Source organism: Falsiruegeria litorea R37 (assembly GCF_900172225.1).
GTDB classification, from domain to species: Bacteria; Pseudomonadota; Alphaproteobacteria; order Rhodobacterales; family Rhodobacteraceae; genus Falsiruegeria; species Falsiruegeria litorea.
In genome coordinates, this window is sequence record NZ_FWFO01000001.1 from 382,224 (window position 1) to 406,584 (window position 24,361).

At 57.4% G+C, this 24,361-nt stretch carries 20 protein-coding genes and 1 tRNA gene; 12 read left to right on the forward strand and 9 right to left on the reverse strand.

The window, feature by feature from the left end; translation table 11 throughout:
• Window positions 1-45: 45 nt before the first annotated feature.
• A tRNA-Arg gene (locus TRL7639_RS01970) sits at window positions 46-122 on the forward strand.
• 162 nt (window positions 123-284) lie between these two features.
• Here TRL7639_RS01970 and TRL7639_RS01975 read toward each other — a convergent pair.
• From TRL7639_RS01975 to TRL7639_RS01985, 3 genes are all read right to left on the reverse strand, one after another.
• The gene (locus tag TRL7639_RS01975) at window positions 285-1,559 is read right to left on the reverse strand and encodes a flavin monoamine oxidase family protein (protein ID WP_085794124.1); all 1,275 of its coding nucleotides are present in this window, start codon (window positions 1,557-1,559) and stop codon (window positions 285-287) included.
• A gap of 65 nt (window positions 1,560-1,624) precedes the next feature.
• On the reverse strand, window positions 1,625-1,819 hold the full coding sequence (locus TRL7639_RS01980; protein ID WP_235820231.1) for a hypothetical protein: 195 nt from the start codon (window positions 1,817-1,819) through the stop codon (window positions 1,625-1,627).
• A gap of 50 nt (window positions 1,820-1,869) precedes the next feature.
• Complete coding sequence (locus TRL7639_RS01985) at window positions 1,870-3,075, reverse strand: aromatic ring-hydroxylating oxygenase subunit alpha (protein ID WP_085794125.1); 1,206 nt, start codon at window positions 3,073-3,075, stop codon at window positions 1,870-1,872.
• Between the two features lie 460 nt (window positions 3,076-3,535).
• Here TRL7639_RS01985 and TRL7639_RS01990 point away from each other — a divergent pair, with 460 nt between their 5' ends.
• The 5 genes from TRL7639_RS01990 to TRL7639_RS02010 all read left to right on the forward strand — a co-directional run bounded on the left by TRL7639_RS01990 (window position 3,536) and on the right by TRL7639_RS02010 (window position 8,302).
• Entirely contained in the window at window positions 3,536-4,645 is a 1,110-nt protein-coding gene (locus tag TRL7639_RS01990) for an extracellular solute-binding protein (RefSeq protein WP_085794126.1), read from the forward strand.
• Between the two features lie 87 nt (window positions 4,646-4,732).
• The gene (locus tag TRL7639_RS01995) at window positions 4,733-5,875 is read left to right on the forward strand and encodes an ABC transporter ATP-binding protein (RefSeq protein ID WP_085794127.1); all 1,143 of its coding nucleotides are present in this window, start codon (window positions 4,733-4,735) and stop codon (window positions 5,873-5,875) included.
• Entirely contained in the window at window positions 5,872-6,825 is a 954-nt protein-coding gene (locus TRL7639_RS02000; protein WP_085794128.1) for an ABC transporter permease subunit, read from the forward strand. Before TRL7639_RS01995 ends, TRL7639_RS02000 begins: the two co-directional genes overlap by 4 nt.
• Window positions 6,826-7,668 (forward strand): ABC transporter permease subunit, encoded by an 843-nt coding sequence (locus tag TRL7639_RS02005; protein ID WP_085794129.1) that lies wholly within the window; start codon window positions 6,826-6,828, stop codon window positions 7,666-7,668.
• A 1-nt stretch (window position 7,669) separates the two neighbouring features.
• Window positions 7,670-8,302, forward strand: coding sequence for a TetR/AcrR family transcriptional regulator (locus tag TRL7639_RS02010; RefSeq protein WP_085794130.1), 633 nt, complete (start codon window positions 7,670-7,672; stop codon window positions 8,300-8,302).
• A gap of 13 nt (window positions 8,303-8,315) precedes the next feature.
• Here TRL7639_RS02010 and TRL7639_RS02015 read toward each other — a convergent pair whose 3' ends face one another.
• Entirely contained in the window at window positions 8,316-10,775 is a 2,460-nt protein-coding gene (locus tag TRL7639_RS02015) for a GcvT family protein (RefSeq protein ID WP_085794131.1), read from the reverse strand.
• A gap of 68 nt (window positions 10,776-10,843) precedes the next feature.
• On the opposite strand from TRL7639_RS02015, the gene TRL7639_RS02020 reads away from it, so the two are divergent.
• Entirely contained in the window at window positions 10,844-11,743 is a 900-nt protein-coding gene (locus TRL7639_RS02020) for a class I SAM-dependent methyltransferase (RefSeq protein WP_235820233.1), read from the forward strand.
• A gap of 14 nt (window positions 11,744-11,757) precedes the next feature.
• Here TRL7639_RS02020 and TRL7639_RS02025 read toward each other — a convergent pair whose 3' ends face one another.
• Genes TRL7639_RS02025 through TRL7639_RS02040 form a run of 4 tightly spaced genes read right to left on the reverse strand, consistent with a single transcriptional unit; the run spans window position 11,758 to window position 17,492 of the window.
• The gene (locus TRL7639_RS02025) at window positions 11,758-13,140 is read right to left on the reverse strand and encodes an aminotransferase (protein ID WP_085794133.1); all 1,383 of its coding nucleotides are present in this window, start codon (window positions 13,138-13,140) and stop codon (window positions 11,758-11,760) included.
• A gap of 13 nt (window positions 13,141-13,153) precedes the next feature.
• Window positions 13,154-14,329: an aminomethyl transferase family protein gene (locus tag TRL7639_RS02030; RefSeq protein ID WP_085794134.1), complete on the reverse strand. Its 1,176-nt coding sequence runs from the start codon at window positions 14,327-14,329 to the stop codon at window positions 13,154-13,156.
• Window positions 14,326-15,858, reverse strand: coding sequence for a phytoene desaturase family protein (locus TRL7639_RS02035; protein WP_085794135.1), 1,533 nt, complete (start codon window positions 15,856-15,858; stop codon window positions 14,326-14,328). Before TRL7639_RS02035 ends, TRL7639_RS02030 begins: the two co-directional genes overlap by 4 nt.
• Window positions 15,855-17,492 carry a phytoene desaturase family protein gene (locus tag TRL7639_RS02040; RefSeq protein ID WP_085794136.1) on the reverse strand — a complete coding sequence of 546 codons (1,638 nt, stop codon included), beginning with the start codon at window positions 17,490-17,492 and terminating at the stop codon, window positions 15,855-15,857. Before TRL7639_RS02040 ends, TRL7639_RS02035 begins: the two co-directional genes overlap by 4 nt.
• A 137-nt stretch (window positions 17,493-17,629) precedes the next feature.
• Here TRL7639_RS02040 and TRL7639_RS02045 point away from each other — a divergent pair, with 137 nt between their 5' ends.
• Window positions 17,630-18,268, forward strand: a complete 639-nt coding sequence (locus TRL7639_RS02045; RefSeq protein WP_085794137.1) for a TetR family transcriptional regulator C-terminal domain-containing protein — start codon at window positions 17,630-17,632, stop codon at window positions 18,266-18,268.
• Window positions 18,269-18,295: 27 nt separating this feature from the next.
• On the forward strand, window positions 18,296-19,645 hold the full coding sequence (locus TRL7639_RS02050; RefSeq protein ID WP_085794138.1) for an MATE family efflux transporter: 1,350 nt from the start codon (window positions 18,296-18,298) through the stop codon (window positions 19,643-19,645).
• A gap of 17 nt (window positions 19,646-19,662) precedes the next feature.
• On the opposite strand, the gene TRL7639_RS02055 is transcribed toward TRL7639_RS02050, so the two are convergent.
• Window positions 19,663-20,955 (reverse strand): NAD(P)/FAD-dependent oxidoreductase, encoded by a 1,293-nt coding sequence (locus tag TRL7639_RS02055; protein ID WP_085794139.1) that lies wholly within the window; start codon window positions 20,953-20,955, stop codon window positions 19,663-19,665.
• A gap of 80 nt (window positions 20,956-21,035) precedes the next feature.
• Between TRL7639_RS02055 and TRL7639_RS02060 the strand changes: the two genes are divergently transcribed.
• The 3 genes from TRL7639_RS02060 (at window position 21,036) to TRL7639_RS02070 (ending at window position 24,356) form a co-directional block, all read left to right on the forward strand.
• A complete protein-coding gene (locus TRL7639_RS02060; protein ID WP_085794140.1) occupies window positions 21,036-21,365 on the forward strand; it encodes a hypothetical protein in 330 nt (109 codons plus the stop codon).
• Window positions 21,366-21,540: 175 nt separating this feature from the next.
• On the forward strand, window positions 21,541-22,209 hold the full coding sequence (locus tag TRL7639_RS02065; RefSeq protein WP_085794141.1) for a TetR family transcriptional regulator C-terminal domain-containing protein: 669 nt from the start codon (window positions 21,541-21,543) through the stop codon (window positions 22,207-22,209).
• A 77-nt stretch (window positions 22,210-22,286) separates the two neighbouring features.
• Window positions 22,287-24,356: an oxidoreductase gene (locus TRL7639_RS02070; protein WP_085794142.1), complete on the forward strand. Its 2,070-nt coding sequence runs from the start codon at window positions 22,287-22,289 to the stop codon at window positions 24,354-24,356.
• Window positions 24,357-24,361: the final 5 nt, after the last annotated feature.

A 24,361-nucleotide genomic window follows, 5' to 3' on the forward strand; every position in this document is an offset into this window, starting at 1 on the left:
CTTGCGCCCCCCGAACGCTAGGACTAAATACCGCCTCACCAACGCGGACCGATAGCTCAGCTGGATAGAGTACTTGACTACGAATCAAGGGGTCGGGGGTTCGAATCCTCCTCGGTCCGCCACTTGGTAAACCTCCTGAAAAATCAACGATGTACCAGCTGACGTCTTGATCGGAATCTGACTGTTTGATCAATTATGTCGCGTCGTGGCTGCGGTTAACGTGCCTTTCGTGCCGATATGCGTCGAGGGATGCTTTGCGCCATCGGGGGATACATATGCCGCCTTCACCCCTGAAAGCGGAAGTGCAGCAGCAATACATCTTTTGCAGCACGAATGCCTTCAAGATGGGCGCCGCTCACCGAGCATTGCTGGCTTTTGTGTGTCGCCTCGCCCGCGAAATGTATCCGCTTGGTATGGGGGCGGCGCAGCACCGTTCGCGCCGTGTAGCCCCCCGGATTGGCACCCGCATATGAGCCGCGCACGTAAGGCTCTTTGCGCCACGCGGTTGCGTGTCCTTTGATGAAGTTTTGTCTGATGGATGTGCCGAAGAAGCCGGTCAGTGTTTCAAGCGCGTGTTCTATTGCGCTTTCTGGGCCCATGTCTTGCAGATCTCGTGAAAAACTGCCCGAGCTTTCAAAGCTGGTCAGGCCAGTTCCCGAGACGTTGCACAGAAAACCGCCTCCGCATGCGATGCCACGGTCGTCGGGTTCGAGCTGGTAAGTCAGCCAAGTGTCTGAGGATACGGGCAGAGTGCCGGGTTGGAACAGCAGGCCCGCATGGTTGTAGTCGCCCATCGTGATCAATTCGAACGCAGCGCGGCGTTCAGCGTCAAGCGGGGGATCAAAGCGGATCACATCTTCGGCCAGGACGCCAACAGAGGCTGTGACGATCACGGCCTGAGCAGATGTTTTTCCTGTAGCGGTCGTGACCCGAATACCGTCTGCTTTGGCTTCGATGTCTGTCACGGGGGTGGAAAGCTCTATGGGCAATCCTGTGGCCGTACGTGCGATCAAGTGGCCGAACCCCTCGCGGCAGAACCAGTCATCCCCGCCTTCCCACGCAGCCATATCGCGCAAAGACGTGTTGGGCAGGTCTCGAGCCAGCGACAGCGCAAAGGTCATTGCGGCGGTGAAGGACCATGGGCTTTTGTCGACAAGGATGTCTGCCAGAGACTGGTCCGTGGGCTTGCCGGTTCGTTCTTCGGTTTCGTGATCCACTTGAGCCGCTTTTGTGATCGCAGCCTGGATTTCATCCACCTCGTCCCAGAGAACGGCGTCATCGTCCAACCCGTATGTCATGCCATTGTCGGGGGCAGGGTACAGGTCAAGGCCGAGGGCCAGTCCGGGTGCCTTGAGGGCATTGGCGTGTTCGGCGTGCAGCCAGTGGGCGCCCATGTCAAAGGGGACGCCAAAGATGCTGGTGTCTGTATGTGTGCGGCCGCCAACGCGGTCCGAGGCCTCGATGCAGATGACCGAAAGTCCGGCGGACACAAGCGTTTGCGTGGCTGCCAGACCTGCTGCGCCTGCGCCGACGACGATAACGTCATAGTCCGTGGTCATCCGATGGCTCTCCGGTGTTCTTGATTGCGGTGGCGGTGGTATGGTGCGGGGTGATTGTTGGCACGTCAGGTAAAGCCAAATGCAAACGCTGAAACATCGATGCCTTCATATTTGGCAAGGTCAATTGGATCCTCGGCGTCGAATTTGCTGCACCGGCGATAGATCTCGAGCAGTTCGGGCGACATCATGTTGGCCTGATAGAAGAACATTGCAGCGGCATAGCGAGTCGACCCGGATCCGGGCTCGCCGACTTTTGCCAACAGGAGCTTTCTTTGGTGTTCGTGTTCCGAGTTTTGCATCGAGGCCTTGGTCACTGATCAGGTGTACCTGTCATGGAGGCGTTCAGCGCGGCCAACCCATCTTCGTCCGGTGCGGTTTCAACATTGTATATCGGCAGGATTCGCCGCAGGTGATCGTGGTGAGAGCGCACCCCGTATTCCAGATCCGATAGGTAGAACCCCTCGAACGCCTCGGATTGCATGGATTCATTCGACCAGATTGTCAGTTGAATGTCCTCTTCCACGGTTTCCCGGTCAATGCGCGCCGCAAGGTATCGCGCGGCCCTTTGTTGGCGGTCTTCCACGGGATTGCGATACGTCGCGCTGCGTAGGATCGACTTGTTCGTTGAAACCGGAAACTCTTGATAAAACAAGGACGTCTCTGGCGTCACGGCAATCACCGCGTTTGGGAAAATCCCATAGTACATCCAGGTTTTGTGCAGATGTTCGGGCAAATGCGGTTGGGGTTTTGTGAATTTCTTGTAGTTGCGAACCGCCCATCTGCGGCCCTTGGTCGGGGTGAAGCGCCCATCTGAGCGGGAGACGCCGTCAACATAGGGTTCATCGGCGTAAGTCGAGCCATAGAGGTCCTGGAGCGCGGGGTGCGCAAGTGGAACATGGTATCCTTCGTTGTCCACGTCTCGGATCGATTTCCAGTTCACGGGCGTTTCTTCGGTCCAAATGCCGTCCGTTGGGACGTGTTCGGCCATCCGGTAGGCGGAAAGTTCCTGCTCCATTGGCGCCAAAAGCTCTGCGACAGAGGGTTGAGGGCCTGGTTTGAAGCGCACAAAGACGAAGCCGTGCCAGACCTCCATCTCAAGGGGTTTCAGGCCAAATTCGTGCTTGTCCAGTTGAGGGAAAGACTCGGGGCGTGCAGCGCCTCGAAGGGTGCCATCAAGGTTGTAGACCCAGCCATGAAACGGACAGACCAACGCGTTTGTGCATTTTCCCTGTTCCTTGGCAACAAGGCGCGAGCCGCGATGGCGGCAAATGTTAAGGTATGCGCGCACTTCGGATGTGTCGTCTCGAAGAATGATCGCGCGTTCGCCGCACATGTCGAAGCACTGGAAGCTGCCAACCTCGGGGACGTCGGAGACGTGGCATGCGATTTGCCAATGGGTTTTGAACAACTCGCTTTGCTCCAGATCTAATAGGGCCGGGCTGTGATAACACCACCCCGGCAAACCGCGGCGGTCCCAATCCGCAGGGATTTCGGTGTTTCGTGCATGATCACGCATTTGCAGAGTCCGTTATGGTTTGGTTTTCGGTCGATTTGGCTTGAAGGGGTGGGTGAGGCTGGCCTGACCTATCAAGAGTTTCATGGCGAGACTCGCCGCCCCTCAGATGGGTCTAGGTGTCTCTCAATTTTTCTGCTCAGTCAACCGTCACTGATTGAATGGCTATTCAGAAATGCGATTCCATTGAGTGCTGTCATCGCGATGAAAACGGTGCGGTAATGGCCGCTATTGAATAATAATGCCAAAGAAACACTCATATTTTGCCTGAAGAATCGATTTGACCGTGCCTGTCATTGACACACGCGATTTCATGCGACTACCGTTCTGAATGGTCAGTCAGATAGTTTTGAAAGGCGCGACGCTCAACACAAGAACCACTCGAAAGAGAGCTGTCGGGTCATTCAGTCATCAAAACATGTGAACTAACCGCAGTCATCGCTCAGGGAGAGGAAGCGAAGCCATGAATTCAGTCAGAAAAGCCATCGGGATATCCGTTCTGGTCGCATCGTCCACGGCGATCTCGGGTGCAGCCATTGCACAAGAGCGCGTGTTGAAGGTTACGAATTGGGGGGAATACATCGCCGAGGACACAATCGCGAACTTTGAAAAGGAATACGGCATCAAGGTCATTTATGACCCCTATGACTCGGCCGAAGCGATTGATGCAAAGCTGCTTGCGGGCAACAGTGGCTATGATGTTGTAAGCCATGCCGGCAGTGACACGGCCCGTCTCATCAAGGCGGGTATTATTGCGCCGCTGGATGTGTCCAAGCTGGACAACCTTGCGAACATTGACCCCGCCATCATGGAGCAGCTGGCCAGCGAGTGGGATCCCGGCAACAAGCATTTCATCCCGTATATGTGGGGGACGCACGGTGTCACCTATAATGAAGAACTGGTGAAGGCGACTTACCCGGATGCGCCGATCGGAACGATGGACATGGTGTTCGATCCTGCGCATATGAAAGAGCTGGCAAAATGCGGCGTGTCTTTCCTGGATTCGCCCGGTGATATCATTCCCATGGCTTTGGCGCATATGGGGCTGGATCCGAACTCCACCAACAAGGAAGATTACGAGAAGGTCGGCGCGATGCTGGCCGAGGTACGTCCGTACATCAAAACCTTTGACAACTACGCCTATCAGCGGATGCCGCAGAAAGAGTTCTGCGTATCCACCACTTGGGGCCCTGATGGTCTGTTGGCCATGTCCGGTGCAGAGGAAGCTGATACAGGCGTGGTTCTGGATTTCTTTCTGCCAGAAGGTGAGCGCCGCGCGCAGCTTTGGATCGATGGTTGGTTGATTCCGGCAGATGCGGGCAACAAGGAAGATGCGCATCTGTTCCTGAACTACATGATGCGCCCCGAAGTGGCGGCCAACGACAGCAACTTTACTTGGTATGCGACGGCCAATCTGACGGCCAAGCCGATGGTTGATGAGGCGGTCACGTCCAGCCCTGCGGCCTTCCCAACGTCGGATCAAGTGGCCAAGATGTACACCACCGCCGTACTGCCACCAAAGGTCGAGCGTTTGCAGACCCGGACCTGGACGGACTTCAAAGCCGGAAACTAACTCACTCACGGCAACGCTGGCAGCAGCGCCCAAATTCAGGGTGCTGCTGCCGGCCCGACCATTTTCAGGCAGACTGCGAGGCCCACATTGACCGTTTCTTCACCTTCCGGTGCAGCGCCCTGGCTTGACCAGAATGAACAACAGCCGCTGGTTCAAATCAAAGGCGTCACCAAGAAGTACGGCGAGGTGACCGCCGTGGATAATGTCGATCTGGACATCTATCCGGGCGAGCTGTTCTGCCTTTTGGGGGGATCGGGCTGCGGCAAATCCACCTTGTTACGAATGCTTGCGGGGTTCGAGGATTTGAACGCAGGCTCGATCACGATTGATGGCGTCGATATGGCGAATGTTCCCGCCTATGAGCGACCGACCAACATGATGTTTCAAAGCTATGCGTTGTTCCCACATATGACCGTGGAAAAGAATGTGGCTTTTGGTCTGGAGCAGGACCATGTGCCCAAGTTCGACATCGCGGACCGGGTGCATGACATCCTGAAGCTTGTGGAGCTGGAAGACTTCAAAAAACGAAAGCCCAAGCAATTGTCGGGTGGGCAGCGGCAGCGCGTTGCCTTGGCGCGGGCCCTGGTCAAACGCCCAAAGCTGTTGCTGCTGGACGAGCCTTTGGCCGCCTTGGACAAGAAGCTGCGCAAACAAACGCAGTTCGAGCTGGCCAATATTCAAGAGAAAGTGGGCGTCACCTTTATCGTCGTGACCCATGATCAGGAAGAGGCGATGACCCTGTCGTCGCGCATGGCGGTCATGGATGCCGGGCGGTTTCAGCAGATCGGAACTCCGACCGAGATTTATGAATTCCCCGAATCCCGCTTTGTTGCGGATTTCATCGGGTCCGCCAACATATTCGAGGGGCGGGTCACCGAAGACGGCGCCGACCACGTGCGGGTGCAGACCGAGTTTTGCGAGGTCTACATTGATCACGGTCATTCGGTGAAGGTCGGCAGCAAGATCTGGGTTGCTTTGCGGCCCGAGAAAATCCGTATCACCAAAACAGAAGAGGCGGCGACCGGTCCCAATCAAGTCTCGGCCGTGATTGATGACATCGGGTATCTGGGAGAGACGTCGATCTACAAGGTCGCGCTGCCCAACGGGGACATCTTCGATGTGACGCGGCCCAATCAGACGCGTCCCACGCATGCCATGCAGCAGATCACCTGGGAGGACAAGGTGACCATCAGTTGGGATTCGTCCAGCGCCATGTTGCTGAACAAATGACGGATGTTTCTAACAAACCCTCGTCGGCCAGTCAGGGGTCATTTGCGTCCCAAGTGATGCGGGGAATCCAGAGCCGCTGGCGCCAAATCATCACGGTCATCCCATTTTTCTGGCTGCTGTTCTTTTTTCTGGCTCCGTTCTTTATCGTGGCCAAGATCAGCTTGGCGGAGCTTGCCATTGCCAGCCCTCCGTTCACAAAGCTGGTCGAATGGACGGACAGCGGGATCGTCACGATCCGGCTGGTTTTTGATAACTTCGTCTACATCTGGGAAGACAGCCTATACTTCGACACCTACGTAAATTCCCTCAAGATCTCGGTGACATCGACCCTGCTGTGCCTCTTGTTCGGCTACCCTATTGCGTATGCGATTGTACGTTCGGGGCCGGTGGCGAAGCCGCTATTGCTGTTTGCGATCATCTTGCCGTTCTGGACCTCATTCCTGTTGCGCGTCTATTCGTGGATGGGATTGCTTGCCGACCAGGGAACAATCAATAATCTGTTGATCGCGCTTGGAATAATCGATGAACCGATCCGGATGCTTTATACCGAATTCGCGGTCTACATCGGGATTGTCTATACCTACATGCCGTTCATGATCCTGCCGCTTTATGCGACCATGGAAAAACTGGACAACAGCTTGAACGAAGCTGCGGCAGACCTTGGATCACGGCCCACAAACACCTTCTTCAAGATTACGCTGCCGCTGACGATGCCGGGGATCATTGCGGGGTCCTTGCTGGTCTTCATTCCGGCGACGGGGGAATACGTCATCCCCGATCTGTTGGGCGGCGGCAATGTGCAGATGATCGGGCGCGTGCTGTTCAACGAATTTTCCAGAAACAGCGATTGGCCTGTGGCTGCGGCCGTTGCCATCGTGCTGCTGTTCATTCTGGTCTTGCCCATCATGGTGTTCCAGCACTTCCAGGGCAAAGCGGCGGAGGAGCAGTAGATGTTTGGTAAACGCTCACGCTTTTTGACGATTATGCTGACCCTGGGATTGGCGTTCTTCTATATCCCGATGGTCCTGTTGGTGATCTATTCGTTCAACCACTCAAAGCTGGTGCCGGTGTGGGGCGGTTGGTCCCTGCGGTGGTATTACGAGCTGTTTCAGTCGCCTGAGGTCTGGCAGGCCGTGTCCCTGAGCCTGCAGATCGCTGTGGTCAACGCGACCTTTGCAACGGCCCTTGGAACCTTGGCCGGGTTGGCGATGGTCCGATTTGGCAGGTTCAGGGGGCGAACGTTGTTTGGCGGAATGTTGGTTGCGCCCCTGGTGATGCCTGAGGTGATCACCGGGCTTTCATTGCTGGTATTCTTCATTTCACTCAATCAACTGATCGGCTGGCCTGCGGAGCGCGGGTTTGCCACGATCACAATCGCGCATATCACGTTTTCCATGGCTTATGTGGCGGTGACCATTCAGGCGCGTTTGACCGGCATGGGGCAAACGCTGGAAGAGGCGGCCGCTGATCTGGGCGCGAAGCCGTTCAAGGTACTGACCGCGATCACCATCCCGCAATTGACGCCCGCGTTGATCTCGGGCTGGCTTCTGGCCTTCACGTTGTCGTTGGATGACCTGGTGATTGCCAGTTTCGTGACGGGCCCAGGCGCAAACACCTTGCCAATTCTGATCTTTTCGCGCATTCGACTAGGCCTCAGGCCGGACATCAACGCGCTTGCGACCATCATGATTCTCGTGATCGCCATCTGTGTCGCAATTGCCGCCATCGTGATGTTCCGGCAGCAACGCGCAGATATGTTGGATCGGCAGATGGCCGAACGAGAGGAGGGGTAAAGTGGAGGCCAAAGAGCTTCAGAAGAAACGTCGTACTGAGCCCCCCGAAGTCCGCCGGTTGCAACTTATCATGGCGGCGATTGATTCAATCGCGAAGCGCGGTTTTTCGGACACGACGCTCAAACATGTCACCGAAGCGGCGAACCTATCGCATGGCGTGGTCAACTATCACTTTGCCAGCAAAGAGGCGCTTTATGACGCGGCTTTGGGGTTCCTTGCGCAGGAGCATTATGAAAACTGGCTGAAGTATTATGATGAGGCAGAGCCGACACCGGCGCATCGGTTGGTGGCCATCGTCAACGCGGATTTTGACAAAAGCATCTGCACACACAAGCGGCTGGCCGTGTGGTTCGCGTTCTGGGGGCAGGCTAAGTATCGCCCAAACTATCTGAAAATTCATAATAAATTCGACAACGAGCGGTATGATCGTATCCTGCGATTGTGCGGTGAGCTGATTGTCGAGGGCGGCTATGATGACCTGGATGCAGACAAAACGGCCCGCGCGGTCGAGGCGATGTCGGACGGGGCCTGGCTGAGTTTGGTGCTGTATCCCAAGGTGGCGGATCGGCGGGAATTCAGAGATGTCTGCCAGCTTTCACTGTCGCGGTTCTTCCCCAAGCACTTCCCGCTGTAAAGGCGGCACCAGATCAGCATTTGATCTTTTTCATTTCGGGATCATACAGCGGCTTGAGCGAAGCAATTGCTTCGAACTTCTCGTCCGCGATCTCGATCTGCCAGTGTCCAGAGGCGACGACGTCCGCTGTAAGGGGCGCATTGGTTTCCGCAAACCCGATGCCAACAGCACCGCCCAACGTGTGCCCGTATCCACCAACCTGCACATAGCCGACTTCTTGACCGTTGAGATGGATCATCTCGTTGCCATAAAGCAGCGGCTCGGGGTCTTTCAGCAGGAATTGCAGCATCCGGGTGTGCGGCACGCCCTTGGCCTTGATCTGGGCCAATGCATCGCGACCGATGAAGCCGCCGGGCTTGTCCAGTTTGACGGCAAATCCCAAACCGGCTTCGATCGGGTTGTCGGTGTTGTCCACGTCGATCCCAAAGTCACGGTAAGCCTTTTCAAGGCGTAGCGAGTTCAGGGTTTGCATTCCGGCATTTCGGACACCCAGGTCGCGGCCAGCGTCCATGATCAGATCGTAGGTTTGAACCGCTTGAGTGGTCGGGACATGAAGTTCCCACCCCAATTCGCCAATGAAGGTCACGCGATAGGCCATGACGACGGCGTAACCGACATCGATCTCGCGCGCGGTCATGAACGGGAACCCGTCATCCGACAGATCCGCGCCCGAGATCCGGCTCAGCAACTCGCGGGACTTTGGGCCGTGCACGTTGATCTGGCAGCGCCCTGCAGTGACATCCGTGATAATCACGGTTTCGTTGTCCTGGATGTGGCGTCGCATGCGCATTTCGGTGTGACCGGCCGAGTTTTCCCCGACAACGACCCAGAATTTTTGGTCTGCCAGTCGGGTTACTGTCAAATCGGCCTCGAACCCGCCGTGTTCATTGACCCAGGCCGTATAGACCACACGGCCCGGATCGACGTCGACCTCGTTGCAGGACAGACGAGAGAGCAAGGCGCAAGCATCTGGTCCCTCGACGCTGAAACAGGCCATGGAGGTCATGTCCATGACGATCACATCCTCACGGGCAGCGCGATGCTCTTCTGCGTGCCAGTCAAACCAGTTCTGACGATGCCAGCTATATGCCTCGATCCTGGCCCGATCGGGTGTTGGCGCGAACCAATCCGGCTGTTCCCAGGCGTTGCCTTCGGTGAAATAGGCGCCAGCGTCCTTGAGACGGTCATATAGAACGGAGCGTTTCACGTTGCGGGCGGTTTTGAAGCTTTCGTTGTGGAAATGCTGCCCGAAGAGTTTTCCCAACAGTTCGGGTGTTCGATCACGTCTGAACGCAGGCGTCGCCATCTCGCGCGAGAAACGGTTGACGTTGATCCCCGTGACATCGATCGGGGGTACACCATCCACCATCCAATGAGCCAGCACCATGCCTGTGCCCGCGCCATTCAGGATGCCCAGTGAATTCATTCCGCAAGCGACCCACAAGTTGCGCATCTCAGCCGTAGGGCCGACCAAGGGGGCCAAATCGGGTGTAAAGCTCTCGGGGCCGCAGAACAGCTTCTTGACCCCATAGTTCATGGTGTCGGGCACCCGAGAATAGGCTTTCTCCAGATCAGGGCCGACGCGTTCCCAATCCGGTTCGATCTCGCCAAATTGCCATTCGTCCGGGATGCCATCCAGTTTCCAGGCGGCGGCGCCGGGTTCGAACAGGCCTAACATCATCCCGCCTACCTCTTCGCGGTAATAGGTGTAGGTTGAAGGGTCTTCCAGCACGGGCAGATCGCGGGGCAGGCCCGGAATGCTCTCGGTGATGAGATAGTAGTGTTCTGCCGCTTGAAGGGGCAGGTTCACGCCGTGTTTGGCGCCCAGCTGACGCGACCACATTCCGCCACAGATCACGACGTTCTCGGCGGCAATGGATTGCCCATCGGCGGTGCGTACACCCGTTGCGGTTCCATTCTTTGTCAGGATCTCGTCGACCCGTACCCCTTCAAAAATCCGCGCACCCCGGTTTCGGGCGCCTTTGGCCAGCGACATGGTGACATCGACCGGGTTGGCGCGCCCGTCTTCGGGGATCAGGAAGGCTCCAACGACGTCAGACAGGTCGCCGATGGGGAACATCTCCTGTGCTTCGGTGACCGAGATTTCGTGGTTGTTGATCCCGAACCTGCGCATAAAGGCCGCGACGCGGCGCATTTCGTGAAGGCGTTCCTGGTTGGTGGCGATTTGCAGGTAGCCGACATCGCGAAATCCAGTTGGAATACCGGTTTCTTGCTCCAGGTTCGCGTAAAGGTCGCGGCCATGTGTATAGATCGCGCATTCCGCCTCTGATGTCAGAAGGCCTGCCACAATCAGCCCGGCTGCGTGCCATGTCGTTCCAGAAGTCAACTGCCCCTGCTCCAGGACGATCACATCCGTATGGCCGAGTTTGGTCAGGTGGTAGGCCGTGTTTGTACCAATTGATCCACCTCCGATGATGACGGTTTGAGCATGAGTTGGAAGCATGTTGGTCATTTTGATCGGGCTCCGCTGTAACGGTTGTTTCTCGATAGCAATCAGGCGTGCGAGAGTCTACTGATTGAATGACCATTCAAAATAAGATAATCAATAAGCGTGCAGTGGATGCCTTGTTGCTTGTTGGGCGTCTATCTTTGGCGTGGTGCGTGAAGTTTGCGGAGCGTTGGCTCGATAGGGGAGAGAGCATGTCGGACGAAATCCTTTATGACCGCCAGGTCATCGACTTTTTGGAAGAGCTTTGGGGGGAGGGGTTCTTGTCTCCCGGTGGTGCGGGCGAAGTTGCGCGCGTGCTCGAAGGGGTGGACCTGAAGGGCAAGCATATCCTTGATATCGGGTGTGGTTCGGGCGCCATCACCGTGCTCTTGGCCGGAGAGATGGGGGCCGGAAAGGTCACCGGCATAGACGTCGAGGCGCCGGTTTGCGAAGCGGCGCGGCAAAGGGTCAGGGACGCGGGCCTGGAGGCGAAAGCCGAGATCATCGAAGTCTCCCCTGGACCGATGCCATTTGACGGCGAAACGTTTGATGTCGTGTTCTCGAAGGATTCCATTATCCATATCCCGGACAAGGCAGCCCTGGCCGCAGAGGTGCTTCGGGTGTTGAAGCCGGGCGGAGCGTTTGCTGCTTCTGACTGGCTGACCAATCACGATGACGATATGTCGCCCGAGATGGCTCACTATGTGAAGATGGAAGACCTGGAATTTCAGATGGCCTCGCCGACAAAGTATCGCTTGGCGATGGAAGAGGCAGGATTTGAGGCCGTCGAGCTGGTTAACCGCAACCCTTGGTACACCGAAGTATCGGCGGCGGAGCTTGCCGAGTTGACAGGGCCGAGCCGCGCCAGATGGGAAGCGCGGCACGGTGCAGATTTCATCCAACATCAGATTGAAATCTGGGACGCGATGCAGCCGGTGCTGAAGTCGGGGGAACACTGCCCCCATCATATTCGTGGACGAAAACCTGGGTAACCAATCGGCGAGGGCTACGATATCTCGTAGCCTTCACTGACCTGCGCCATTCCGGCCTCCATGATATCAAACATGTCATCAATCTGATCCGGCGTTATGATCAATGGCGGCGAGAAAACCGCCATATTCCCGAAGGGGCGGAGCAATAGCCCCAATTCTTCGCAGGCATCATCCAGCTTTTGTCCAAACTTCACATGGGCTTCATAGCTTTGGTCGTTCAGGTTGGGACGGCATTCGATACAGCCCAGCAAACCATCGCCGCGCACGTCCCCGACGATCGGAAACCGATCCTTGATCTGCTGTAGTCTGGCCCGGAAATGCGGCGTGACGCGCTGTACATGTCCAAGGATGTCTTCGTTGTCCATGATCTCGATGTTCTTGATCGCCGCCGCGCAGCTGACGGGGTGCCCTGTGTAGGTATAGCCGTTGTAGAAAACGTCATCGCCTGGCGCGTCAGCAATTCGTTTGATCACGGCATCCGATATGATGCAGGCCCCAAGCGGCAGGTAGCCCGAGGTCAAACCCTTTGCACATGTGATGATGTCAGGAACGATGCCAAAGACGTCTTCGGATGCAAACCAGTGTCCTAATCGCCCAAAGCCGGTGACCACCTCGTCAGAAATGTAGAGGATGTCATGGGCGCGGCAGATCTCGAGCGTGCGTTTGTGGTAGCCGGGTGGGGGGACGATGACGCCACCCGAGCACAGGATCGGCTCGGCGATGAAGGCGGCGATCTTGTCGGCGCCGACCTCGGCAATCAGGTTTTCCAGATCAGCGACTTTCGCGTCGCACCACGCCTCCAGGCTCATGCCGTCGGGCCGATGATAGGGGTTCACGTCAGGCAGAAAATGGACAAGATCCCGTGCCTTGTCAAAGCTGGTTTCAAACCGTTCCTTGCCTGTGACAGTTGCGGCCAGAAAGGTTGAGCCATGGTACCCTTTTTCCCGGCCGATGATGATCTTCTTGTCTGGGCGTCCCAGCCGCTTGTTCATGAATAGGGCGGTGCGCAGAGCCGTATCAACCGCCGTCGATCCCCCGGTGGTGAAATGCACCGTATTCAGGTCGCCGGGCGTGCGCTCGGCAATCATGCGGGCCAGAACGGCCGCAGGTTCGGTTGTGAAAGACCATGGGGATGCATAGGGCATCTGCATGACCTGAGCGGAGATTGCATCGGCCATATCCTGACGGCCATAGCCGATTTGGGTGCACCACATCCCGCCGGGCCCGTCGATGAAGCGCTTTCCGGATGCGTCCCAAAGATAAATGCCATCCGCAGTGTTCACACGCATGTATTCCGTGGCCCCGAAACCAGCGGTGTCCGCCCAGGGGTGCAGGTTGTGATCGCGATCCCAATCAACAAGATCGCCATCGGTTGGAGTGTTGCCAAGAGTATTCACGTCTGCTCCTCCATCAGGTGCGGGCCGGGGGTGTTGCGCGGGCGCGCGGTGGTGCGAAAAAGGCCCCCTGAACGGGTGTAAGACGTGCCATTCTGGTGTCCCACTTGCCTTCTTCCAATGTGTAGATCTCTGCCATCAGCTTGGACGCGCGCTGCGCATCGGGCATGCGAACATGTGCCAGGGCAACGTTCTTTTTCGCCGTTGGCGACCAGATGCCCGAGGTGATGTGGCCAACTTCGCGTTTGCGCCCGTTGTAAATCAGTGCGCCTTGAGCGGGTTTGAACCCTTCGACATCACAGCGCATCAGAAGGCTTCTTGGGGTGTGCTGTTTTCTCAACAGCGCGCGGCGCCCATTGAAGTGACCTTTTTCAAAGTTGACCAACCAACCAAGACCAAGCTCGAATGGCGTTTGGCCGCGATGCAGGCGTTCGGTGGCATGAGCCGGTTGAAAGTCGACGCCGGCGGTCAGAAACCCTGCCTCGATCCGGGCGATGTTCACGGCGTCATAGCCGATGGCGCGCAACCCTTGATGTGTGCCGGCCTGCCAAATTCGGTCCCAAAGCGCTGGGGCCTTGTCCCAATTGCACCAGAGCTCATAGCCCAGATCGCCCGTGAACCCGGTACGAGAGATCATGAGGTCAGGCTCGATTTCGATTAGGTCGAACGGTTTCAGGTGCGCAACGTCCAGCCCGGCGGCTTCTAGCACCGCAAATGATGTTGGTCCTTGCAGGGACAGCCCCGCGATCTCGTGCGACTCGTCTTTGACGGCGACGTCAAAGCCCCAGGCGGCATCAAGAAGCCAGATCAGCATGGGTTCCTGGCAGCACAGCCGCCAATCGCCTTCGCCAAGATGGAACAGGGTCCCGTCGTCGATAACCATACCTTCTTCGTCACACCACGCCGCATATCCAACGCGGCCAGTTTTGATCTTACTGATGTCACGGGTGACCAAACGATTGAGCATTTGCGCGGTGTCCGGGCCGGTCAGCCGGTATTTGTGCATCGGCGAGATGTCGAACAGAGAGGACTGGTTGCGCAGGGCGAAATACTCGAACTCCATGCTGTCCAAAACGCTCGGGGCTGCGTAACCGGCCCAGTCGTACCAACTGCGCGCGCGGTTCTGTTCTGCAAGCTTGGTGTGGAATGGTCCGGGGATCAGGCCCAGTTTGGGATCAACAAAGATGCTCATTTTTGCACCTCCAATGCCATAAGCGCTGCGTTGCGTCCGGCAAGGCCCATGACATCACCGCCAGGGTGCGTGGCGGCTCCACACAGGAACAGTCCTTTGGGACCAAAAGCATAGCGGCTTATCCCGTTTGCAGGGCGAAGGGTCAGCAGTTGATCGAGTGACATTTCCGCGTGGTGCCAATGCCCGCCGGGTGCTCCGGTCGCGGCCTCGATCTGATCCGGCGTTATGACTTGAGTGTCTGTGATCTGATCGCGCAGTCCAGGAAGGGCGCGGTCCAAGGTTTCGATGGTAAGTCGGGCCAACTGATCTTGCGCGTCTTGCACCCACCCGCCGTCAAGGTCGGACGGGGCGTATTGGACAATGGCGGACAACCAATGTGAGCCGTCCGGCAGATCCGTCCTGATCGCCTCGATAACCGGAGCCTTGGACATCTCGCGATACTTGGCGGGATTGAAAGCGGCTTCGACATAATCGGCAGAGGGCGCATATAGCAGACGCGCGTCTTTCTGATTGCTCTGCAATCCGGAGAGGGGGGAGGCATCCTTTAGCCGCAAGTTCACCTTGGCCGCGGTGCCCCGTGCGCGGATGTTTCGTATTCGGCGCGTGGCCTCGATATCGAACAGGCTTGGCCCGGTCAGCTGGCATGTCAGATGCGACGCCAGGTTGCTTAGCACCAAGGGCGCGCGCAGGGTTTGGCCATCTGCGGTTTGCACGCCGGTTACCGCATCCTGATTGACAAGAATGCGCGACACCTCGGTTCCTGGTAGCAGCGTGCAACCTGCTGACTTCGCCCCTTCGACCAATGTGTCCACCACCGCTGTCATGCCGCCTGTGGGCCGGGTGATGGTGCCGCCATGCCCCAACCGATAGATCAGGTTGAACACTGTACCCGGTGATCTTGGACCGGTGGCCGCCCCCCTGATCGCATCTGCCGCAAGCATGCCAGCCACCGGTCCGTCCGGCAGATCATCAAGTACGATGTCGTAGACATTAGACAGGACAACCTGCAAGAAACGCCGCATTTCTGATTTGCCAAGCTTTTTCAGCCCGATTCCCAACTTTGCCAAGCGCAGTATCTCGGCCAATCTGGCCCGTGACAGGGACGCGCTGTGACCCCCTGGCGGCGGGGCTTCCGCGAGTTGACGCAACAGCCCGCCATAGGTCTTGAATCTATGGATCAGTTCACACCAAGCCTTTGACTGAGGGTGCTGTGAACCATCATTCCAATACACACCGTTTGCCTTGAAGACGATGTGGTTTCCGTCATCGGCAAGCGAAACGGTGTCGATCTGCTGTCCACTAAATGTCGCGCGATCGACATCGATGCCCGCGTCCTTCAGGGCGCGTGGGCTGAGATTGTAGAGCGCATGTGCCAGTGTCGGCCCCCCATCAACGGCATACGAAGCCATGCCGCCGAAACTGTCCAACTTCTCAATGATGCAGACCTTCTTGCCCTTTCGCCCGAGCACAGCACCCGCGACGAGCCCGTTTATGCCGCCGCCCACGACAATCGCATCGTAATTGCTCATGCCGCGTACCCCTTCATGCGTCCGTGCCGGGTTTCGTGTCTCAGGATGGCGCGGGCTGCATTGGCACCGGGCGCACCCATGACCCCGCCGCCGGGGTGGGCGGACGATCCGCATAGGTAGAGACCTTTGATCGGCAGGTTGTATTGTGACCAACCGGGGACAGGCCGATTGAAGAAGAGTTGATCAAAGGTCAGCTCGCCCTGAAAGATGTTGCCTTCGGTCAGGCCAACTTCGCGCTCGATTTCCAGCGGCGAGCGGACCTCCATATGAACCACGCGATCGCGAATATCCGGGCAGGCAACTGAAATCTGGTTCAGCACGGTGTCGGCCATCGCGTTGCGCTGCGCGTCGGTCCAATTGTCAGCTGACCTGGTGCCGTCAACGTTCAGGTCATAAGGGGCATATTGCACAAAGACCGTCATCATGTGAGCGCCTGTCGGGGCCATGGTCGGGTCGATTTGGCTGGGGATCAGCATGTCGATGTAAGGCTTCTCGGACCAGCGACCGTCTTTCCAATCGTCATAAGCCCTTTCCAGTTCGAACAGGCTTTCAGAAACATGCATGTCGCCGCGCAAAAAGCTGGTGTGTTCCGGCGCGGCGGGAAAATCGGGGAACTGATCAAGCGAGATGTTCAGCTTGGCTGACGATCCGCGAATTTTGAAGTTGTTCACGGCCTTTGTGAAATCCTGGGGGAGGTCGTCCGTATCCACGTGGTGCTGGATGGTACGTTTGATGTCCATATTGGACGCAACCACAGGGGCGTAGAAAACCTTGCCGTCTTCCAATGCCACGCCTTGCACCCGGCCGTCTTTGCTCAGGATTTTCTCGACCCCGGCACCGGTATGGATTGTCCCGCCGTGATCTTTGAAGCTGGCCGCAATCGCGTTGGAAATGGCCCCCATTCCACCGCGTGCGAACCCCCAGGCGCCGATTCCGCCGTCGATGTCGCCCATATAGTGATGCAACAGGACATAGGCGGTTCCGGGCGAATAAACCCCAAGGCCGGTGCCGATAATCCCGGATCCCGCCAAATGGGCCTTGATCAGGTCGTTTTCAAAGTGCTCATCCAGAAAGTCGCCAATCGACATGGTCCAGAATTTGAGCGTTTCGGCAAGTTCACGGCTGCCCAACCCGTGCGCCTTTTTGACCAGATACGCCAGTTCACCAAGGTCTCGCGGACGCAGAGAGGCCGGGTCTGGCGCGTCACGCAACAGGAACGGGCGAATGAACCGGCACTGCCGCATGATCGCTTGGGAATAGGCGCGATACGCATCTGCATCGCGTGCAGAGTGCCGCGCCATTTCGCGCCTCAACGCGTTGTGGTCCGAATAATAGGCAAAGTAATCGCCATCGCGGGTAAAGCTTGCCCCGCCTTCATATGGGATGACTTGCAGGCCGTATTTTGGCAGATCAAGATCCCGCGCGATCTCGCGCCGTAGCAACGAGCAGACATAAGAGCAGTTCGAATAGGTCCAGCCTTCGTGCAGTGACCTACTTACGGCGGCCCCGCCAATCCAATCGTTTTTCTCGACCACCAGAACATTCATTCCGGCGCGCGCCATATAGGCCGCCGCTGTCAGGCCGTTGTGGCCTGCACCGGCCACGATCGCGTCATATCTGCTTTCAAGTGCCAAAATTCTCTCCCCTTGCACCTTGTTTACAGAGGCAGTTCGATTTCGTAAAGTTTATTTGAGCGCTCAAATAAACTTTAGATCATTGACGCCCGTTTTTAAGGCGCTGTAGATGTCCGCACGTGCAGGAGGATTGGCAGTTGGCCCAAGCAGAACAGAAGCGTCCCCGCAAAGAGCGGAAGGAAAACGCAGACCGTCGGCGGCGGCAGCTGTTGGATGCGGCGTGCCGCTCGATCCTGGCGCATGGATTGGCGAAAACCACACTGGCGACGGTTGCGTCCGAGGCGGATCTTTCGCAGGGGGTCGCCGCGTTTTATTTCAAATCAAAAGCGGGGCTGCTGACAGAGGCCCTGCGTGATTTGTACCAGCGCTACGAAGATCACTGGACCAAGGCGCTGGACCAAGCCGGGGATGAACCCGCGGAACAGTTGCGTGCCCTGATACGGGCTGATTTTCATCCCGACGCCTGTGGTCCGATGGTGCTTCCGCTTTGGTATGCGTTCTGGGGCGAGCTTCGGTCCCAGCAGGAATACGATGAGGTGGCCGGCCATTTCGAAACGCGGCGGCGCGAGACGCTGTATGCGATCTGGCAGGACTTGCTGGCAGGACAAGACGCATTGGCCGCTGTTCAGATGGCTGAATGGATGGAAACTCTCACAGACGGGTACTGGCAGCGCCTGCATCTGGCACCGGCCAGTGTGAGCGCTGAGGAAGCAGAGCAGGCGGCGTGGGCCTGCCTGGTGCGGTTGGCGCCGGATCTTCTGGGTCGCGATACCTAAGGCCGTCTGGCTGGAAAGTAAAATGTCATGACCGCAGAGCGGACACCCCGGCCAACGCGGTCGCCCCCTGGACATCTGCTGCGAGAGGCGCAGCATATCACGCGGCTTGCTTTTCCGATCGTTGTCTCTCTTGCCGCGGCGGCCTTGATCGGGGTTGTGGACACCGTGATGGTGGCGCCTTTGGGTACGCTTCCCTTGGCGGCCGTGTCGATCACCACATCCGCGCTGATCATCTTCTATTCTGCTTTGTTTGGGTTTGTGTCTGCCACCGGAGTTCGCATGGCCGAGGCATTTGGCAAGTCCAATGATCAAGAGTTACTCGCAACCACTCGGGTCGCGCTTTTCGTGGCATTGGGGGTCGGAACACTGGGCACTCTGACGATGCTCGTTGTACGACCTGCTTTGGCTTGGATCGGACAGCCGCCCGAGGTTCTTGAATTGCTCGGCGGCTACTGGGTTTCGATGAGCTTTCTGCTGATTCCCTTCACTGTCTTCTATGCTCTGAAAGCCCTGTTTGACGCGATTGATCGTCCCTGGATCGGGGTTGGCTTGGCGTTCTTTGCTGTCGGCTGCAACATCCCGGCAAACTATGTGCTGATACATGGGGTTTGGGGGTGGCCAGGCCTGGGGTTGGTCGGGGCGGGCATCGCGAGCCTCGTCTCCCAGATCGCCTCACTTGTCCTGGCGTTTGTGATCTTGGGCCGGTGGAATGCGCGGTGGGACGTGGCATCGCACTTTGGCTTTGACTGGAATGAATTGCGCCTCCAGCTCAAAGAGGGGTCTGTAATCTCGCTTGGTTATCTGGGTGAGGGCGCGGCATATGCGGTCGCCGGACTGATGCTCGGATGGTTCGGTGCCGCAGCGCTGGCGGCGCATCAGATCGTATCGGCCGTGAGCGATGTCATCTACATGGTTCCTTTGGGCATTTCGATTGCGATCTCGATCCGGGTGGCACAGGCGATTGGCGCGAATGAGAGAGAGCGGCTTAGGCCAATTGTGCTGGCATCCTTGTTTGTGGTCGTCAGTTGGATGAGCCTGGTCATCACCGGCATTCTTTTAGGGCGTGCGCCGTTGGCACAGGGGTTGTCGGATGATGCCGACGTGGTCGCGCTTGCGGTTTCGATGTTTTTGGTGATCGCGGCGATGCAGATCGCAGATGGGGTGCAGGGAACGATGTTGGGTGTGTTCCGCGGGATGACAGACAATCGCATCCCGGTTGTCATCACCCTGTTTTCTTACTGGGTCATCGCATTGCCGGTTGGCTACGTCCTGGGGTTTGTAATGGATTGGGGCCCGAATGGGGTTTGGATCGGATATGGTTCTGGACTGGGTTTGGCGGCTGCCGCTCTGACCTATCGCTTTTTCTCTCGGGTGTAGGTGGTGCGCTTGCGTCGCTAGAGACCCAGTTTGTCCAACAGCTTAAGGCGCAGGATCTCGGCCTCAACCAATGTTTCCCGTGCGAAGGATAACGGCAGTGGCTTGAGGGGGGTAACAGGGAAATCCAGCTTTTCGGCGGGTTCTCCGGCAGCCCAACGCGCCAACACCCGCCCCATTGCCGTGGCGATGGCAACGCCGCGCCCGTTGTACCCAAGCCCCGCGTAGATCCCTGGGGCCAACTCGTGCAGGTGTGGATAGTGGTCCCGGGTCAGCGCAACGAAACCGCCCCATGCGTAGTCCCATTCAACGTCGGCAAGTTGCGGAAACAGCTCGGCCGAGATGCGCTTGAGCCGCTCAATCTGTCGGCGTGTTGATCCGTCGTTGTAGGTTCCGCGCCCTCCCATCAGAAACCGGCCCTCGGCGTCTTGTCGGAAATACAGCAACAGACGGCGGGCGTCGGATAGGGCGTTGCCTTCGGGCAGGATCGACCGGCGAATGTTGTCCGAAAGCGGCTGCGTCGCGACCTGCACCGATCGGACAGGCAGAACAGATTTGGCGACTTTGGGATCCAGATCGCCAGAGTAGGCGTTGGTGCAGATCAAGACCTTGTCCGTCATGATGGCTCCGTTTGGCGTTTTCACCCGATGTCTGCCGCCTTCCGCCTGTATGTGCTCGGCCGGAGTGTCGCCATAAATTGCCACACCCTTGCAATGCGCAGCATCTGCCAGTCCAAGGGCATAGTTCAGCGGATGCAACACGCCTCCACGCCGGTCCAATACACCTCCGATGTAAGCTTCTGTTCCCGTCAGGCGCTGCATTTCGGCTTGGTCAAGCTTGTTCATGCCACCGCCATGATTGTCCCAATCCTCGGCCAACCCGTGCAATTGCTGCAGCGTCTTGGGGGTATGCGCGGCCCGCAACCAGCCGGGGCGCTTGGCGTCGCAGTTGATCTGATGGCGCTCGATCAGATCAAACACCAGATCGCCCGCATCCCCGGCCATGCGGATCATCCGCTCTCCCCAATGGTCACCGAATTTCGATCTTATTCCCGTTGGACCATCCTTGAGGCCGACATTGATCTGTCCGCCATTGCGACCAGACGCACCCCAGCCGGGATGTTGGGCGTCAATCAGGGTGACGCTGGCGCCCGCTTCGGCCAAGTGCAAGGCTGCAGACAACCCGGTAAACCCGGCGCCGATGACGGCGACATCAGCCTGTTGTTCGCCGTTCAATTCGGGGTAGCTGTCCGCGTACTTGGTCGTTGCGGACCATAGGCTGTTGGCAATGACGGGGTTCTCGTTTCGGATCATCTGCGAACCTCTGGCGCTTGCTTTGACGCAGGATAGGCATAGCTTGGGTTTCGGGAAACCACCAAGGCGGACACCACACAATGCCCAGGCTTTTGAACCAGTTTGATCTGAAACCATCCGTGGAACTGGACGTGTTTGAGCAAGCCTGGAGCAGCTTTGTTGATGTCTTGATCAGCGGTGGATTGGCCGAGAATGGTACACCTTTGTGCCAACGCGTGCCGAGCAGTGGTTATGATACGGACGAAGAACGCCTGCATTCTCTGATGGCATTGATCGAGTTTCGCGATCAGGCCCAGGCAGATCGAGCCTGGGCGGCCATCGAGGACCGAATTGAACCTCTGGGTCAGTCGCATCGCAAAGTCATATCGCTGGTGCATGATCCCGTTTTCACTTTCTGGGCGGAACTCTAAGAACCAAGTCACGTTGGCCTTGGTGTTGTGATGAAAAGTTTCCCCGCTCATTATTGAATGGGCATTCAATCAATGCAATATACTTGGGGCGCGTTGATTTGAGTGGTGCCGGATCGGAAAGCGATTTGTCTCAAGGCTGAATGACCTGCGCGCGGGGAAATTTTGAGGGGTCAGAATGAGCCAATCTGTTGAAGCCAGTCAAAAGACCGACACGCGCCGCCGCACCGCGTCCAAAGAGGTGCGCCGCCAGCAGTTGATCAACGCAACCATCGATTCAATTGCCAGCAATGGAATTGGTGGCACCACCATGTCGACTGTGACTGAGAGTGCGGGCTTGTCGATGGGGATCGTCAATTTCCACTTCAAGTCCAAGCAAAACCTGCTGGAAGAAACCCTTTTGTATCTGGCCAAGGAACATCACGAACAGTGGCTGGCTGCGTTTGAAAGCGCGGGCATGTCGGCATCTGACAAACTGTTGGCCATCGTGGATGCGCATTTTCACCCCCGGATTTGCACACCCAAAAAGCTTGCTGTTTGGTTTGCATTCTTCGGTGAAGCAGGACGGCGCAAGGTCTATCGCAAGCTGATCGAGGATATCGACCGGGAACGCTACTTCATTGCCCTGGATCTATGTCAGGAGATCGAGGGGGAGGGCACATACAATGGGCTTCCACCACGACAGGTCGCCAACATTCTTGAGGCACTTTACGACGGGATCTGGCTTGAACTGCTGGCGTATCCTGAAAACTACGGACGCGCTGAAGCCCGCGATCATATCACGGCCTTCTTGTCCAAAGTCTATCCCAACCATTTCCAAATGCCGGAGTTCAATCAGGGCGCATAGTCTTGGCAGGCCGAACCTGTTCAACCTTCCGGGCCGGCCACCCCACCCCGCACGAAGACAAGCAAGGACCAGACACAATGGGTCGAGATCCCCGCTACGACATTCTATTTGAACCGGTCCAGATTGGTCCGGTGACAGCCCCGAACCGCTTTTTCCAAGTCCCACATTGTACCGGCATGGGGTGGCAATATCCGCGGACGCTCGCGGCAATGCGCAAGGTCAAGGCGCAAGGCGGCTGGGGAGTGGTCTGTACCGAGTACAACTCGATCCACCCCTCTTCGGATGACCTGCCACACCCTTATGCGTCGCTTTGGGATGACAGCGACATCCGCGCCCATACTCTCATGACAGACGCCGTGCACGAATACGGAAGCCTGGCAGGAGCTGAGCTTTGGTATGGCGGTGCCAACGCGAACAATCTGTTTTCGCGATTGCCGGGCATGGACGTCGACAGTTTTCCAAACGCCAAGGGGCACCCGTATCAGACCCGTGCAATGGACAAGCAAGACATCCGGGACCTGCGCCGGTGGCATCGCAAAGCGGCGCTCAGGGCACGAGAGGCGGGTTTTGATGTGGTCTATGTCTATGCAACACATGGCTACCTGATCTCGAATTTTCTGAACCCGCGCGTGAACACTCGTGGCGACGAATATGGCGGCAGCCTGGAAAACCGCGTGCGCCTGACGCGCGAATTGATCGAAGACACCAAGGATGCGGTGGGTGATCGCTGTGCGGTTGCGGTGCGGTTCTCGGCGGATGAAGAGATCGGTGAAGATGGCCAGCCGATTTTCGGTGAACGCCGCGAGATGTTCGAAAGGCTCGCGGATCTGCCCGATCTCTGGGACATCAACATTGCAGACTATTCGCTTGAAATGGGGGTATCGCGCTTCGTCAAAGAAGGCGCGCTGGAGCCCTATATGCAGTGGGTCAAATCGGTGACAGACAAGCCTGTGGTCACTGTGGGCCGCTTCACATCACCCGACACAATGGTCAGCCAGATTCGCCGGGGCATCACCGACTTTATCGGCGCGGCGCGGCCTTCGATTGCGGATCCTTACCTGCCTAAGAAAATCGAACAGGGTCGATTGTCTGCCATACGCGAGTGCATTGGCTGCAACGTGTGCTACGCCAGTGACACCATTGGTGTTCCGCTGCGCTGCACGCAAAACCCAACGATGGGAGAGGAATGGCGCAAGGATTGGCATCCCGAGATCATCAAGAAACGAACGTCGGACGCCCGTGTCTTGATTGTTGGCGCAGGTGCTGCCGGCTTGGAGGCCGCACGCGCCCTGGGTATACGGGGATATGATGTCATGCTGGCAGAGGCCTCTCGCGAGATTGGCGGGCGTATCGTGCGCGAAGCAGCCTTACCAGGGATGAGTGAATACATCCGGGTCAAGGACTACCGCGAGCAGCAACTGCTCGAAATGCCCAACGTTGACGTCTTTCGCGAAAGTCGGCTGACCGTTGATGACGTGATCTCAGTCGAGGCTGATCACGTTGCGATCGCCACAGGTGCAAGCTGGCGAAAGGAATACTACGACGACGAATGCTATCAACCGATTGCGAGCGGCGAGGCTTTGACCCGTGTGTTTACGCCTGACGACATCATGGACGGAAACTTGCCGAACGGGCCAACGTTGGTGTTCGACGGCGATGGGTATTACATGGCCAGCGTCATTGCTGAACGGATACGTGCGGCCGGGCAAGCCGTCACCTTGGCAACGCCATCTGATAGCGTGTCCGATTGGGCGGGAAAGACATCCGAGAGGTGGCGCATTCGAACGCAATTGCACCGGCTTGGTATCAACATTCTACCATCGAGTGGTCTGACGAAATTTTCGGGCGATGCGGCCACTCTGTACTGCGTCTACAGCGGGCGTGAAACAAAGCTTCCAGTCCAGAACGTGGTGATGGTTACAGCCCGCAAACCAAATGACGATTTGTACCAAACTCTCAGCCTCCGCGCAGCGGACGGCGCACTTCCCTTTGGCTTTACACGGATAGGGGACTGTGAGGCGCCTGGAATTATTGCGGCGGCCATCTATTCGGGCCATCGGTACGCCCAAGAACTGGAGTGTGACCTGGATTTGGATGTTCCGCTTGTACACGACCGCATCGACGTCGGATCCGAGTTAAGGAATTGACCGCG

Bases quoted from the DNA above. Each gene is read 5' to 3' on its own strand.
- TRL7639_RS02005 (WP_085794129.1), top strand. From the start codon at position 6,826: ATGTTTGGTAAACGCTCACGCTTTTTGACGATTATGCTGACCCTGGGA.
- TRL7639_RS02035 (WP_085794135.1), bottom strand. From the start codon at position 15,858: ATGAGCAATTACGATGCGATTGTCGTGGGCGGCGGCATAAACGGGCTC.
- TRL7639_RS01985 (WP_085794125.1), bottom strand. From the start codon at position 3,075: ATGCGTGATCATGCACGAAACACCGAAATCCCTGCGGATTGGGACCGC.
- TRL7639_RS01975 (WP_085794124.1), bottom strand. From the start codon at position 1,559: ATGACCACGGACTATGACGTTATCGTCGTCGGCGCAGGCGCAGCAGGT.
- TRL7639_RS02020 (WP_235820233.1), top strand. From the start codon at position 10,844: ATGACCATTCAAAATAAGATAATCAATAAGCGTGCAGTGGATGCCTTG.
- TRL7639_RS02060 (WP_085794140.1), top strand. From the start codon at position 21,036: ATGCCCAGGCTTTTGAACCAGTTTGATCTGAAACCATCCGTGGAACTG.
- TRL7639_RS02015 (WP_085794131.1), bottom strand. From the start codon at position 10,775: ATGACCAACATGCTTCCAACTCATGCTCAAACCGTCATCATCGGAGGT.
- TRL7639_RS02065 (WP_085794141.1), top strand. From the start codon at position 21,541: ATGAGCCAATCTGTTGAAGCCAGTCAAAAGACCGACACGCGCCGCCGC.
- TRL7639_RS02070 (WP_085794142.1), top strand. From the start codon at position 22,287: ATGGGTCGAGATCCCCGCTACGACATTCTATTTGAACCGGTCCAGATT.
- TRL7639_RS02000 (WP_085794128.1), top strand. From the start codon at position 5,872: ATGACGGATGTTTCTAACAAACCCTCGTCGGCCAGTCAGGGGTCATTT.
- TRL7639_RS02030 (WP_085794134.1), bottom strand. From the start codon at position 14,329: ATGAGCATCTTTGTTGATCCCAAACTGGGCCTGATCCCCGGACCATTC.
- TRL7639_RS01990 (WP_085794126.1), top strand. From the start codon at position 3,536: ATGAATTCAGTCAGAAAAGCCATCGGGATATCCGTTCTGGTCGCATCG.
- TRL7639_RS02050 (WP_085794138.1), top strand. From the start codon at position 18,296: ATGACCGCAGAGCGGACACCCCGGCCAACGCGGTCGCCCCCTGGACAT.
- TRL7639_RS02055 (WP_085794139.1), bottom strand. From the start codon at position 20,955: ATGATCCGAAACGAGAACCCCGTCATTGCCAACAGCCTATGGTCCGCA.